Genomic DNA, 13,248 nt, shown 5'->3' with positions numbered 1-13,248 from the left:
CTTAAATTGGCATAATGTTGACGTTGGCTTTTTTTCATATACTTAATTGGTATATGTAGAAGCAATAGAAGAGTGATATCAGTGACGCAAAGTAGTATAAGGCGTAATTAATCACTATGACATTTATCAGTCTACCAGATAACCGATATCATGGGCTGTCCATTGACAAACTGACATCTTTACGGATAGCCAACTCTATCGTATGATCGTCATGCTCCCCTCGACCTAGCCGGAGAGGTCTGTCCAATATCAGACTCGTTGACTCCGTCTCGACCCGATACCCGATTTTAAGGCTTAATAGGCGGCACTTCGTTTCGCGTCATAATCGTTTAAAAGCAGATCTCAGCGTGTCGGAAGGCAGACCTTCTTCATAAGCCAGACCCAGTAACCAGTTGAGCATCTGATTCCTCCCAATAGTCTGCCGGTGGGGGTGCTGCCAGGCTTTCACGAAGATGTTGATCAGAATAGTTTCAGATTGAGACGCCGGTAGATTGGCCGACAAAATAAGCCCCCACAGTTTAGGAGTGTACTGCTCATAGAATGTCAGAAAAACCGGAAGGTCCCTCCTGTCCGGCTTAGCGGAGTCGATTGATATCATTGCGTTGATGGAAGTCCGCAAAGATCACAGGACTGGGTCGTCCAAACTATAACAGAACACCCAACCGAGACTGATAGATGTCAGTTCTCCGCATGATTTTTATCAGGTTCAGACCCACGTCAGCGCTTCAGGCGGGTGAGTTTGTCGATGTCGAGCAGCGTAATCTGGCTGGCATTGATGCTAATCAGCCCTTCGGCCCGTAAGTCACCAAGAATACGGATAACCGTTTCGGTGGAGGCCCCCACTAAATGTGACCAGTTCTCACGCGACAGCGTCATTGCCGGTGATGTGTTGGGAGCCGGATCGTCTGGAGTCTGCGTGGAACTGTTTGGATCGTCAGCAATGCGCTCCTGCCTTAGCGCTGAAGCGGGGAAAAGGGCAGGGCCTTCCAGCAGCACCGGCTCATTGGCGGTGCGGTTATCCGACCGCACCGGATAAAATTTCCGCTTGTACATCAGCAGGGCTTCGGCTACCCGTTTACGCACCGACTGATACGCCAGCTTCAGCAGCCGCTCCTGAAGTTCGGCCACGTCGCCAGCCAGCATCCGGATGAATTGATTGGCTATGTACTGGTGGTTATAAATAAGGAACAAAAAGTCTGCTTTGGGAATGATGCATATATCGGCGTCATCGAGCACTTCGGCGCTTTCGGCATAGGGGGCTTCTTCCAGAAGGGCCAGGTGGCCCACAAAATCACCCTCCCCGAGCAGAGCTGTAATGTACTCGTTACCGGCTGAGTCCGTTTTAAATAGTTTAATTTTTCCCTTACTGATAAAGTACAGCGCAGTCGGCCAGCTACCGGCCGTAAACAGGCGGTGTTTCTGTTTGCAGAGCGTCGTTGGGTAATTATTGCACAGAGACTGCTGGGCGTCCGTTTCGTCCATGATGGCCCGCGTCAACTTGTCCAGCCGGGAGAGGTTCTCGGCTGGGTCCGTTTGTTGGCCCACCCCCTTCCTGAGCCGCACATCCACCACATTGAGCAGGGTGAGGTCATCAAAAGGTTTAGTGATGTAGTCGTCCGCGCCTAAGTTCATACCGTGGCGAAAATCGGTCGGTTCTGCCTTGGCCGTCAAAAAAATAAACGGAACATCGGCTAAACGGGGATCTTTGGCCAGAATATGCAACACGCCGAAGCCATCGAGTTCGGGCATCATGATATCGCACAGAATCAGATCGGGACGGGTTTGGCGGGCCAGTTCGATCCCTTCTTTGCCGTTGGCCGCCTGCAGGACTTCGTACGGGGCTAACTGAAGAATTTCGGTTATATTCTCGCGCATCTCCCGCGTATCGTCAATGACCAGAATGGTTTTCATCTTGAATGGGGAATATGGGTAGCGTTACGGTAAAGACCGTGCCCGAATCGAGCTGGCTGGTAAAGGTAACAATCCCTCCCAGCAGATCGACATACCGTTTGACAACGTACAAGCCTAAGCCCGTACCCTGGGCGTAAATGGCGTTGCGGGCGCGGAAGAAATTGATGAACAGTTTGTCTTTGTCTTCATCGGGAATGCCAATGCCTTCATCCCGAACGGTGATCACTAATTGATTGCCCTCAATGGCGGTGGTCAATTCGATCTCTTTGCCATCGGCAGAGTATTTACTGGCGTTGACCAGCAGGTTGATGAGGATGTTTTTGAGCATTTGCCCATCGAGCGAAAGGACCGGTTGACCCGACCGATGGGTGTAGACCACGCGCTGATGGGGCTTGATAACGGCCTGCATATCCTCAATGACTTCGTTGCAGAACGTCACGATATTGAACGAATAGGGGCGACCGTGCAGCGTGGCCTGTTCCATCTGGCTGAGCGAGAGGAAATCATTCAACAGGCCCGTCAGGCTGTGCACCGCCGATTTGATGCGCTGCACGTGCCGCTCCCGCTTTTCGCCGTCGTCGGGGCCAGTGTAGCGCCCAATCAGGGCGGCCGAAGAAAGAATAGTGCCCATGGGGGTACGGAACTCGTGGGAAGCCAGGGTCACAAAGTTCGACTTGAGTTCGTTGAGTTCCCGCTCCCGAATGAGCAGATCATCGGCCTGTCGGCGGGCCTGATAGGGTTCGCTGGCGTCGCTGGCCGTCACCATAACGCGGTTTATTGTTCCATCGGCATCGGGCAGGGCATCGTAGACAAAGTCGAAATAGACCGTTTCGAGTTTTCCGTTGCGATTTAGGGTAACGGGTAGTTCTGAACCGACAAAGGGCTGACCAGTTTGCATAACGGTGGTCAGCAGTTCCTCAAAGCCCTGGTCGGCCGCTTCGGTCAGCACGCTAAAGATAGGCTTACCCAAGACCTGCGCTTCGGTGCGGCCCCAAAGTGCGCAGATGCTGGGGTTGGCTACCTCAACGATAAACGTCGGTCCCCGAAAAATGGCCATCCCGACTGCCGCTAACCGGAAAACCCGTTGCACGTAATCGGCGTTGGCGTTAACCTGCTGGCGGGCCAGCACCTGTTGGGTCACCTCAGTGGCCAGCACGAACACCCCGGAGACGGGACCGGTCGATGGGTCTGTGCCGACGGGAGAGCGGCCGGTTAACCCGTCGAGCAGGGGTTCGTACACAAAATTAAAGTAGCACGTTTCGAGTTGCCCGTTGCGCAGCAGGTCAGCCCGGCGTTCGTTGGCCGTAAAGGTTTCGCCGGTCTGCCTAACAGTGTGCAGCAACCGGTCGAACCCCTGTACGGTTAGTTCGGGCAGGGCCACCAGCAGGGGCTTGCCAATGAGGTCGTCAACCGTGGCTCGGTCCACTAAGGTGAGGTAGACCGGATTGACCATCTCAAAGATCAGTTCCGGCCCGCGCAAAATGGCGATGCCCACCGGTGCCTGCTCGAACAACTCCCGAATTTGCCGGTCGCTGTTAGCGAGTTGCTGCCGGGCCTGTACCTCCTTCGTTACCTCGTGGGCAATGCCACTGAACCGATAGACCTTGCCCGCCGGATCAGCGTAACTCCGGCCCGTGAACCGAACCCAGCGCAACAATCCGTCTGTGGCCCCAATGGTCCGGTACGTCAGGTCGTACTGCCCCCCTGACCGGGCGTTTATTTCCCGCTTCACGGTCTCGTCCACCCGCACCCTATCGTCGGGATGAATATGGCTTATGGCTGCTTCGTAGGGGATGTCCTGGCCGCTGGCCAAGCCAAAAAGCGCAGCACACCGGTCGTCCCAGTGCACGATATTGGTTAGCGGATCAACCTCCCATACACCGAACTGGGCGGCCTCCATCGCAAACCGGAAGCGTTCCTGATCTTCCTGCTCCGTGGCTACTCTCCGGGTGGCTTCTTGGCAAGTAACTAAAACACCCGCTACCTGACCGGCTTCGTCCCGGACGGGGCTATAGCTGTAAGTCCAGTACACATTTTCGATCTGGCCGTTGCGATAGATGGGAATCAACTGGTCTTCGTTCCAGGTGGCCTCGCCCCCGGCCAGCACCTGCCGGATCAGCGGGTGAATAGTCGGCCAGATTTCGGACCAGCAGTCGGCCCCGCGCTGCCCTAACGCCATTGGGTGTTTGCCACTCTCGCCGAGGCTGGGCTGGTAAGCGTCGTTATAAAACTGAATCAGGTCGGGTCCCCACCACAGAAACATGGGAAACTTCGCCGACAGGAGCACGCTTACCACCGTGCGCAGACTTGATGGCCACTGATCGGGTGCCCCAACGGCCGTAGAGGCCCAGTCGAAGTGCCGGGTTCGTTCGCCCATTTCGCCACCCCCGGCCAGAAACGCCGGTGCGGCTGCGTTATCTGCCGCCATGTTTATAGGGGATCAAAACGGGCCTTGTACGGGCCGATTTAACGGGTGTGATGGTATAAAGTTAGGCCGTTTTGGCGAGCGGACGATCACCCCGTCGATGTATTTAGAAAGCAGACCTGGATGGCCTGGGCAATCTGGGTCATATCGAAGAGGGAAGCTGGTTTCTGGATATAACTGTTCAGGCCGTTCTGATAGGCAAGGGCCACATTGCCGGGATCGGCGGAGGTTGAAATGATCACGGCCGGAATGTGGCGCAGTGCCGGATTGGTTTTGATGGCCATCAGCGTCTCCAAGCCGTTCATTTTCGGCATGTTCATGTCGAGCAGAATCAACGGTATCGGCTGGGGCGACGGTTCCTGACTCCAGTTGCGCAGCATAGCTAACAAGTCCCCACCATTCTCGGCTTCAAGGATAGTAACGGATGGGTCGGCTGTTTGAAGGGCCTGCCGCATAAAGTAACGATCATCATCATCGTCGTCGGCCATGTAAATGACTTTTCTCAATTCGTTCATTGGCGTAGCGCGTATTATGGGGGTAATAAGGATAACAAAGGTGCAGATCAATAGACGGTTGGCCTATGACGGATGTCAGCAGCGGATATGATGGTTCACGGAATTGACGGTCAACCACCACGTATAGCTATATACCGCTACCGGTCATATAAGTAGGTGATGCCTGTCATAGCGGGGCGGTCAGTCCCGCCCTACTTTTGTCAGGATGGTCTACTGCCGTTTCGTACAGACACAATCAATCAAAGGGCACGCGTATGACGCAACGACAAACGATAATGGGCTTTTTTGAGAACGCAGCCGAAGCCCAGCAGGCGGTTCAGCTCCTGCTGACGGAGGGCTTTATTCCGGAAAAGGTTAGCCTGTTGACCCCTACCGGCTCCCACCCGGTTGCCAGTGACGGACTCACCGCGCCTGCCGAAGCGGACAGCAGTGGCCGGTTTTTCAGTTCTTTATTTGGTGATAGTGAAGCTGTCCGGGGTAGCTCAGACGGACGGGACTACAGCGGACCGGCCGAAGAACCAGTCGCCCGTCAGCGCGGTACATGGGTAACAGTTCAGGTACAATCCACCACTGAGGCTAAGCAAGCCGCCGAGTTGCTGAATACGGCCGGAGCGGGGGACGTAGCTGCGGATGAACGCCCGAACCCAACCGATTGAATAATCCTTTCAATCTCATTCCAACATCGGTTGGAATGAGATCAATTCGCCCACGCGACCAGTACTGGCTATCGATGTGAGTGACGAGCCGAATCACCTCAGCTATGTGTGACCGGGCATAGAGGTGCATTTGAACAAGTTGATGGGGGAAGCAATGGAGCACGCAGAATCCAACCAGGAGTTGTATGCGCTTAGTAACGCCTACGAAACCACGCTAATTATTGAACTAAAGCGCGTTAAAGGGGAATTACACACCCTACGGACTATTTAAGTGGCGGCTATCCGTGGAGTCATACAGTCACGCCGATTTTTTAATCCAATAACCCGGTTGGTTCATGCAAAACATAAAGGCATGTTCAGCTGTAGTAACCGTATGGGTTTGTATTAAACTCACAGTTAACCCTTTTCTTTTGTCAATCACCGGCCCTGTTGTTTGTATTGAAGATGACGAAGATGACCAACTGTTGATGAGTTCAGCCATCAACGAACTGCGGGTCCCCAATGAGCTACGTTTTTTTACCAATGGGGAGTCCGCGCTACACTTTCTGAAGACCACGCTACAGAAGCCTTTCCTGATTCTATGCGACGTAAATTTACCCGGCATGGACGGAATTGAGCTACGAAAACGGCTGAATGAAAATGAGTATCTAAGACGAAAATCGATTCCATTCTTATTTGTCACTACGGCCGCCAGTCCGGCACTCGTGCAGACGGCCTACGATGAGACGGTTCAGGGCTACTTCAGAAAACCACAGACGTATATCGAACTAAAGAATCAACTTCAGTTGATCCTGACCTATTGGCGTGATTGTATTCATCCCAACAGCGATTTCTAATAGTTCATCGGCACAGCGCTATCCGTAGACGGCGTAGATCACAGAATGGTAGCGGGGCCAGCAGGCACACACCAATTGAAAGAAGGTACTGTCAGCCTGAGTGATGAGTTGGCTGTAGCCTTTTATCCAGGAAACGAAGTGTATGAGACAGCGCAGGCAACTGCATCGAGCAAGGCCGTCAAATGCGCATCGGTCGTCAGCGGATTCATGAGCGAAACGCGGAGCCACACGCGCCCGCGCAGGGTCGTCTGAACGATGTAAAACCGTCCGTCCTCCAGTAGCTTCCGACGAATTTGGGTGTTCAGCGCATTGAGTTTATCGGCATCGGTTTCGTCGCCAACGTACCGAAAGCAGACGATGTTACTTTCCGGCTCAACGGCTAATTCAAAACCGGTCCGACTCCGCACCTGTTTGGCAAACCGACACGCCAGGCCGTAAAGCGTATCAACGTTCTGGGTAAAAATTTCTTCGCCGTACGTCTGTAGCACGGTGTATACTTTCGCGCTCATCATCAGCTTCGTACACTCGAACGCCCGCTTACCGGAGTTAAACCAGTCTTTCGCACTACTGTCAGCCCACAAATATTCTGCTTTCTGTTGGAACGTCCGGTAGGAGTCGGCGTTGCGTCTGTAAAGCACCGCTGTGGCTAAAGCCGGTATCATCATCATTTTGTGAAAGTCGATCACTACCGAGTCAGCCCGTTCGATGCCCCGCACCAGCGGCCGGTAGGTATCCGATAGAGCCGCCACGCCCCCGTGTGCTCCGTCGGCGTGGAACCATAGATTGTGCTTTTCGCAGAAATCAGCAATAGCGGTCAGGTCATCGTAGGAGCCGGTAGACGTGGAGCAGGCGCTGCCAATCACCGCAAAAACGGTCAGCCCGGCGTCTTTTGTCCGTTCCAGATGCTCTTCTAATAAGTCGGTCCTCATTTGAAAACGGCTATTGGTCGGAATTTTGACGATGCCATCGGTGCCGAGACCCATAATGCGGGCAGCCCGGTCCACGCAGTAGTGCGCTTCTTCCGACACGATGATGGCGAGCCGGCTCGTTGTCCCCTCAATCCAAACATCATTTAACAGGGTAACGGCACGGGCCGTAAGCAGCGCCGTGAGGTTGGCCAATGTACCACCCGACGTGAGCAAACCGCCCGCATCCGCCCCCAGAGTGAGCCGTCCCGCCAGCCACTCCGTCACAATTCGTTCGAGGGCGTTGGCGGTCATACCCATTTCATACACCGCCTGTCCCTGGTTGAGCATCCCCGTCAGCACACCCGTCAGAGCCGCTAAGGGCAGCGGCACGGCGACTTGATGGCCCATGAACTGCGGATGATGCAGGTGAACAGACCGCTGCACGATATTGGCCAGTAACGGCAGCGGGTCGGGGTTGACGGGCTGTTGGAAATCGGCCTGCCAGTAAGCCAACTGTTCGTCGGGTTCGGTGTAAGGCAGCACTGGGTGAGTTCCGGCTTCGGCGCGGGCGAGGTGATCGGCCATCAAGTCGACCAGCGCGTGAGCTTGCTGGCGGAATGTTTCGGGTGAATAGGCGTCGGTAAGGTTCATAAAACAAAGCAACGTACTAATTTTGATACGTAGAAATGCTGTTTTCTCATGAACTGATACCCGAAACGCATCAATGGACCTTCATCAGCTCAAGCACTTTCTGGCCTTAGCGGACTCACTCAACTACCGCCGAACCGCCGAAACAGTGTTTATTGCCCAGCCCGCGTTAAGCCGACAAATTCAGCAGTTGGAGTCTGAAATAGGTGCGTTGTTGTTCAAACGCAACAAACGAAACGTGACGCTGACACCGGCTGGGGCGTATCTGCAACAAGAAGCCCGCCGATTGGTGGAGCAGTTGGAAGGGGCGTTCCGGCGGTCTGCTCAGATTCACCGGGGCGAAGCGGGCGAGGTGCGCATCGGCCACGCCAGTTCGGCCATGCAGTCGATCTTACCTAAACTATTGATTAGCATCCAGAAGAAGATGCCTGATTTGCGGGCACTACTGATGGAAACGACGAATCGATATCAGATGGAGGCTCTGCAAAATCGGCAGATCGACGTGGGTTTTTCGCCCAACATCATTGCCCCGCCCAACGTGAGCAGCCGGGTGGTATACGAAGAAAACTTCGTTGTGTTGCTGCCCGAACATCATCCCATCAGCGCGAACACGTTTACCGACTTATCAGTTTTTGCCCAGGAACCGTTCATCCTGCCACCCCTGTCAGAAGGCATCGGCTACGTCGAAAGCATTCAGGCGCTATGTCAACCTTACGGATTCCTACCGCGCATTGCGTATGAATCGGCCTATTCGGGGACGGTGCTGCGCTTAGTCGAAGCGGGCATGGGCATCAGTATTGAACCGACCTCGACGCTGCGCGGACAAAACCTGCGCATCAAGACGATTGAACTAACGAATGCATCCATAAAAGCCGAAATGCGCATGTTGTGGCTTACTGAACGAACGGCGGAACTTCAGCTGTTTTTTAGGTTAGTTGAACAAGTATCGTTACAATAAACGTTGCCAACGTTAATTCTTTATGCACCAGCGCCTATCGCCCGCCCAGTACACCAACGGCATCCTCGCCGGTGACCGACTACTGCTGAGCCGGGCCATTACGCTCGTCGAAAGCCGCCGACCCGACGATCAGGCCCTGGCGCAGCAAGTGCTCGACAGCGTGTTACGAAGAACGGGAAATAGTACAAGAATCGGTATTACGGGGGTGCCGGGCGTGGGCAAAAGCACGTTTATCGAAGCCTTCGGTACGTATCTAACCGACTTGGGCCATCGGCTGGCAGTGCTGGCCGTTGACCCCACCAGCCAACGGTCGGGCGGGAGTTTGCTGGGCGATAAAACCCGCATGGAAACGCTCTCAATGAACCCCAACGCTTATATTCGCCCGTCGCCGGCTGGTGACTCGCTGGGGGGCGTGGGCCATCGTACCCGCGAAACGATGTTGCTTTGCGAAGCGGCCGGATTCGATGTAATTTTGGTGGAGACGGTGGGCGTTGGTCAGTCGGAGACGGTAGTGCACGGCATGGTCGATTTTTTTCTGCTGCTGATGCTGGCCGGAGCGGGCGACGAATTACAGGGCATGAAACGCGGCATCATGGAACTGGCCGACGCCTTAGTCATTACCAAAGCGGATGGCGATACGGTAGGCCCGGCCAACCGCGCCCGCGTCGACTACCAAAACGCGCTGCATCTGTTTCCACCCACCGGCACGGGCTGGTTTCCGCCCGTGCTGACCGGCTCAGCCCTGATCGGCGAAGGGATAACTGACGTCTGGCAAACCATGCAGGCCCATCAGCAACTGATGACGCAGAACGGCCACCGCGACCAACGACGGCAGGAACAGCAGCTAACCTGGTTTCGGTCGGCGCTCCGGCAGCAGTTGGAAGGCCGCTTCTACGAGCAACCGGGAATGCGCGACCGGCTCACGGCCCTCGAAGCCGAGGTCCGGGCCGGAACAGTACTGCCCACCCCGGCCGTACAGGCTTTGCTGCAATTTCCTGCTAAAGGTTAGAGTCAACGGCTTTCCCGCTTTTATCAGGATGTACAGAATTTTACTACTCGCTGGTGGTCTTTTCGGCGCACAAGCGGCCAATGCTCAACGCGATACGACCATTACCATCACCTCGTCGGGCGGTTTGCAATACGATCAGAAACGGCTGATTATCAAACCCAATACCCGCCTGAAACTTCGTTTCTGGAATAAAGATGACATGGAGCATAACCTCGTGGTGACGCGGCCCAACTCCCGGCTGCGGGTGGTTGAGTTTGCGCTGGCACTGGGCGAAAAAGGACCGGAGCAACATCATGTCCCCATCATGGACGACGTGCTGGCCCATACCGTGAGCGTTGCGCCGGGCAATACCGATTCGCTGGTCGTTACGCTGCCCGAAGGAGCGTATCCATTTGTGTGCACCTATCCCGGTCATGGCTCGATCATGTACGGTATTATCTACGCTACCAACGACCCACGCCTGCCCGATCCCGCACGGGACCGGAACCTGCCCAACACCGAGCGCGTTGCCGAAGCCGCTCACGCCAATCACACCGCAGCGTCGGGTCATCCCTACACCGTGCAGCTCCCCGCCGTTTACCGGACGTTTATGCCCGACTGCGGCCCAGCAGCCATTGCTGTGGGCTTACCCGGTCCCGACGGGGGACAGTCGTACGTGTTCGACGCGGGACAGTGCCGACTGCGCTATGCCTGGTCGGGTGGGTTTGTCGATAATACCGAGCAGTGGGACGGTAAAGGTCAGCGCCTGACGAAAATAGTGGGCGATATTTACTACCGGGATACGAGCGATTTTCCATGGCGAGTCGGCACCGCAGCCACGCCCCCGCAGTTCAAAGGGTATCGGCTAATCAATCGCTATCCCGAATTCCGGTACGTTGTGAACGGTGTGGAGGTGCGTGAACTCATCAAACCGCTGCCCGCCGGACGCGGGCTGGTGCGGACGTTTACACTTAGTCCCACCAAACAATCTGTAACGTTCATTTCGGCCGCGCAGCCGGGTATCCAGGTGAAGCCGTCCGTTGGCCGATTACAAAACGGCGAGGTACGTTTACCTACTGGTACGAAACAATTTTCAATTACCGTATCTACAATGTAGAATGAATAATGTAGGCTCCGTCCCTCATTGTGCATTCTACATTTTACATTATTCATTAAAAATGCTCGCTTCCCTCCTGCTCACCGCGTCCCTGCTTGTGTCGGCTCCGGCCGATACCATCACCGATTATTACGAAATCGAAACCATCCCGACCCCGGCTGGACTGGTGGCTGAAACGGGCGGGTTGTCGTTTTTGCCCGATGGTCGGCTGGCGGCTTGTTTTCACCGGGGCGAGGTCATGCTGTACAATCCTAAAACCAAAAGCTGGAAACTCTTCGCCGAGGGGCTGCACGATCCACTGGGCGTGGTAGCCATCAGCAACCGCGAATTATTAGTGATTCAGCGACCCGAACTGACGCGCCTGACTGACACGAACGGCGACGGTATAGCCGATCAGTACGAGACCGTGACGGACCAGTTTGGGATGTCGGGTAATTACCACGAGTTTGCGTTTGGACCCGTGCGCGATGCGAAGGGCAACCTGTACATTGGCCTCAACACGGCCTCCAACGGGGCCGGTATCCGCAACGAAGTACGGGGACAGTACGACTCGCTCGGTCGACAGGGCCGCATGTACGCCTGTGTGCCGTACCGGGGCTGGGTGATGCAGATAAAGCCCGATGGCACCGTTAAACCCTACGCCAGCGGATTTCGGTCGCCCAATGGACTGGGTTTTGACGCGCAGGGGCGGTTGTTGGTTCCCGACAATCAGGGCGACTGGCTCGGCACCAGCAAGCTCTATCACGTGGAAGAAGGAAAGCACTACGGGCACCCGGCCAGTTTGGTGTGGAAAGCCGGTTTCGCCGAAGTAGACCCACTTACCCTACCGGCCCAAACGCTCGACAGTATGCGGACGGTGGAGGCCATTGCGTTTCCGCACGAGGTGATGGCTCACTCACCCACGCAGGTTATTTTCGATAACACGGGCGGTAAGTTCGGGCCGTTCGTCGGGCAGACGTTCGTGGGTGAAATGGATTTCTCGCGCCTGATTCGCATCCTGCCCGACGTAGTACAGGGGCAGATGCAGGGTGCCTGCGTGCCGTTTTTCGACAAGGCGGGTATGAGAATCGGGAACAACCGGATGACGTTTGCGCCCGACGGAAGCCTGTGGCTGGGCCAAACTGATCACGGCTGGCTCGGCGACCGGGGCATTCAGCGACTGCACTATAAGGGACTGACGGCCAAAGAAGGTATTCCGCTCGATGTTATGGCTATGAAGCTGACCGCTACTGGCTTCGACCTGACGTTTACACAACCGCTGGACGAATCCACGGCGCAGTTGGTGGCCAACTACCAGTTTCAGCGCTATTATTACGAATATCACAAAGAGTACGGCTCTCCCCGAATGGATGTGCAACCGGTAGTTTTGAAGACGGCTACCCTGTCGCCCGACCGCAAAACCGTCTCACTGACCCTGACTGATCTTAAGCCGGGCCGCATCTACCAATTAGATTTAGGTGATTTACGGGCAGACGGCGGACAGAAGAAACTGATGAATAAACTGATTTGCTATACGCTGAACCGGCTGGTGGAATAATGTATCCTGGTGGTGCGGCATACCGACGGCCACGTCCGGGCGTAAGATGCTTAATAAGACGTTTCACGCCCGGACGTGGACGTCGGTATGCCGCACCACCAGGATACACTGCTCTTACTTCCCAAACATTTTCGTTACCTCAGCCACACGCTTGCCCTGAAAACGAGCGGCATTCAAAGCTACTTCGTCCGGCGCCACCGTACCATTCTGGCTCGTAAACGACGCGCCATACGGGTTACCCGACTGGAACTGGATTGGATCGGCATAACTCGGCGCGACGATGATACTACCCCAGCTATAAAAAACATTATTTATCGCAAGAACGGTGCTTTCGTGACCGCCGTGGGCCGTTGCGATACTCGTGAACGACGACCCAATTTTATTTACCAGCTTCCCCTGACCCCACAACGGGCCGGTGGTGTCAATAAACTGTTTCAACTGAGCAGAGGGTAAGCCGTAGCGCGTCGGCGATCCCAGGATAATGGCGTCGGCCCACTCCAGGTCATCCAGCGTTGCTTCGGGAATGTTTTGCGTTTCGAGCCGGTGTGCCGACCAGCCTTCGTTCGAGGCAATGGCTTCTTCAGGCGCCAACTCCTTTACTTTTAACAACCTGACCTCGGCTCCGGCCTGTTTAGCTCCCTCTTCAATGGCGCGGGCTATTTTGTGGGTTGTACCCGTCGCGCTGTAATAGATTATTGCAACTTTTGCCATGATTCTGATTGGTTTTCAAGTTTTTATTAAAGGCGTTT

Annotated in this window: 12 protein-coding genes; 6 read left to right on the top strand and 6 right to left on the bottom strand. The window is 55.1% G+C overall.

All coding sequences use genetic code 11. The features are described 5' to 3' along the window. Positions 1–319 precede the first annotated feature (319 nt). The 4 genes from ACYVHB_RS00550 to ACYVHB_RS00535 all read right to left on the bottom strand — a co-directional run bounded on the left by ACYVHB_RS00550 (position 320) and on the right by ACYVHB_RS00535 (position 4,851). Positions 320–598, bottom strand: coding sequence for a sigma-70 family RNA polymerase sigma factor (locus ACYVHB_RS00550; RefSeq protein WP_461048600.1), 279 nt, complete (start codon positions 596–598; stop codon positions 320–322). Positions 599–717: 119 nt separating this feature from the next. Further along, a complete protein-coding gene (locus ACYVHB_RS00545) occupies positions 718–1,911 on the bottom strand; it encodes a response regulator (protein ID WP_461048598.1) in 1,194 nt (397 codons plus the stop codon). Further along, positions 1,889–4,339 (bottom strand): PAS domain-containing sensor histidine kinase, encoded by a 2,451-nt coding sequence (locus tag ACYVHB_RS00540; RefSeq protein WP_461048596.1) that lies wholly within the window; start codon positions 4,337–4,339, stop codon positions 1,889–1,891. The genes ACYVHB_RS00545 and ACYVHB_RS00540 overlap by 23 nt, the downstream gene beginning before the upstream one ends. Before the next feature lie 86 nt (positions 4,340–4,425). Beyond that, on the bottom strand, positions 4,426–4,851 hold the full coding sequence (locus ACYVHB_RS00535) for a response regulator (RefSeq protein WP_461048594.1): 426 nt from the start codon (positions 4,849–4,851) through the stop codon (positions 4,426–4,428). A gap of 254 nt (positions 4,852–5,105) precedes the next feature. On the opposite strand from ACYVHB_RS00535, the gene ACYVHB_RS00530 reads away from it, so the two are divergent. Both ACYVHB_RS00530 and ACYVHB_RS00525 read left to right on the top strand, forming a co-directional pair. Then, positions 5,106–5,507, top strand: a complete 402-nt coding sequence (locus ACYVHB_RS00530; protein WP_461048592.1) for a hypothetical protein — start codon at positions 5,106–5,108, stop codon at positions 5,505–5,507. A gap of 335 nt (positions 5,508–5,842) precedes the next feature. Continuing rightward, complete coding sequence (locus ACYVHB_RS00525; protein ID WP_461048590.1) at positions 5,843–6,343, top strand: response regulator; 501 nt, start codon at positions 5,843–5,845, stop codon at positions 6,341–6,343. Between the two features lie 122 nt (positions 6,344–6,465). On the opposite strand, the gene ACYVHB_RS00520 is transcribed toward ACYVHB_RS00525, so the two are convergent. Continuing rightward, a complete protein-coding gene (locus ACYVHB_RS00520; RefSeq protein WP_461048589.1) occupies positions 6,466–7,902 on the bottom strand; it encodes a pyridoxal phosphate-dependent decarboxylase family protein in 1,437 nt (478 codons plus the stop codon). A gap of 73 nt (positions 7,903–7,975) precedes the next feature. On the opposite strand from ACYVHB_RS00520, the gene ACYVHB_RS00515 reads away from it, so the two are divergent. The 4 genes from ACYVHB_RS00515 to ACYVHB_RS00500 all read left to right on the top strand — a co-directional run bounded on the left by ACYVHB_RS00515 (position 7,976) and on the right by ACYVHB_RS00500 (position 12,499). Next, positions 7,976–8,857 carry a LysR substrate-binding domain-containing protein gene (locus ACYVHB_RS00515; RefSeq protein ID WP_461048587.1) on the top strand — a complete coding sequence of 294 codons (882 nt, stop codon included), beginning with the start codon at positions 7,976–7,978 and terminating at the stop codon, positions 8,855–8,857. Positions 8,858–8,879: 22 nt separating this feature from the next. After that, entirely contained in the window at positions 8,880–9,866 is a 987-nt protein-coding gene (gene meaB / locus ACYVHB_RS00510) for a methylmalonyl Co-A mutase-associated GTPase MeaB (RefSeq protein WP_461048585.1), read from the top strand. 28 nt (positions 9,867–9,894) lie between these two features. Next, positions 9,895–10,962, top strand: coding sequence for a plastocyanin/azurin family copper-binding protein (locus ACYVHB_RS00505; protein ID WP_461048583.1), 1,068 nt, complete (start codon positions 9,895–9,897; stop codon positions 10,960–10,962). A 61-nt stretch (positions 10,963–11,023) separates the two neighbouring features. Then, complete coding sequence (locus ACYVHB_RS00500) at positions 11,024–12,499, top strand: PQQ-dependent sugar dehydrogenase (RefSeq protein WP_461048581.1); 1,476 nt, start codon at positions 11,024–11,026, stop codon at positions 12,497–12,499. A 114-nt stretch (positions 12,500–12,613) separates the two neighbouring features. Here the strand turns inward: ACYVHB_RS00500 and wrbA are convergent, their stop codons facing one another. Further along, positions 12,614–13,210 carry an NAD(P)H:quinone oxidoreductase gene (wrbA, locus tag ACYVHB_RS00495; protein ID WP_461048579.1) on the bottom strand — a complete coding sequence of 199 codons (597 nt, stop codon included), beginning with the start codon at positions 13,208–13,210 and terminating at the stop codon, positions 12,614–12,616. Positions 13,211–13,248 lie beyond the last annotated feature (38 nt).

Source organism: Spirosoma arcticum (assembly GCF_054779955.1).
Note: the sequence above shows the minus strand (reverse complement) of the source record. Positions and strands in the feature narration are given on the sequence as shown.

Excerpts from the sequence above, each read along its gene's own strand:
- ACYVHB_RS00500 (WP_461048581.1), top strand. The coding sequence starts at position 11,024 with ATGCTCGCTTCCCTCCTGCTCACCGCGTCCCTGCTTGTGTCGGCTCCG.
- ACYVHB_RS00545 (WP_461048598.1), bottom strand. The coding sequence starts at position 1,911 with ATGAAAACCATTCTGGTCATTGACGATACGCGGGAGATGCGCGAGAAT.
- ACYVHB_RS00550 (WP_461048600.1), bottom strand. The coding sequence starts at position 598 with ATGATATCAATCGACTCCGCTAAGCCGGACAGGAGGGACCTTCCGGTT.
- wrbA (WP_461048579.1), bottom strand. The coding sequence starts at position 13,210 with ATGGCAAAAGTTGCAATAATCTATTACAGCGCGACGGGTACAACCCAC.
- meaB (WP_461048585.1), top strand. The coding sequence starts at position 8,880 with ATGCACCAGCGCCTATCGCCCGCCCAGTACACCAACGGCATCCTCGCC.
- ACYVHB_RS00505 (WP_461048583.1), top strand. The coding sequence starts at position 9,895 with ATGTACAGAATTTTACTACTCGCTGGTGGTCTTTTCGGCGCACAAGCG.
- ACYVHB_RS00530 (WP_461048592.1), top strand. The coding sequence starts at position 5,106 with ATGACGCAACGACAAACGATAATGGGCTTTTTTGAGAACGCAGCCGAA.
- ACYVHB_RS00515 (WP_461048587.1), top strand. The coding sequence starts at position 7,976 with ATGGACCTTCATCAGCTCAAGCACTTTCTGGCCTTAGCGGACTCACTC.
- ACYVHB_RS00520 (WP_461048589.1), bottom strand. The coding sequence starts at position 7,902 with ATGAACCTTACCGACGCCTATTCACCCGAAACATTCCGCCAGCAAGCT.
- ACYVHB_RS00540 (WP_461048596.1), bottom strand. The coding sequence starts at position 4,339 with ATGGCGGCAGATAACGCAGCCGCACCGGCGTTTCTGGCCGGGGGTGGC.
- ACYVHB_RS00535 (WP_461048594.1), bottom strand. The coding sequence starts at position 4,851 with ATGAACGAATTGAGAAAAGTCATTTACATGGCCGACGACGATGATGAT.
- ACYVHB_RS00525 (WP_461048590.1), top strand. The coding sequence starts at position 5,843 with ATGCAAAACATAAAGGCATGTTCAGCTGTAGTAACCGTATGGGTTTGT.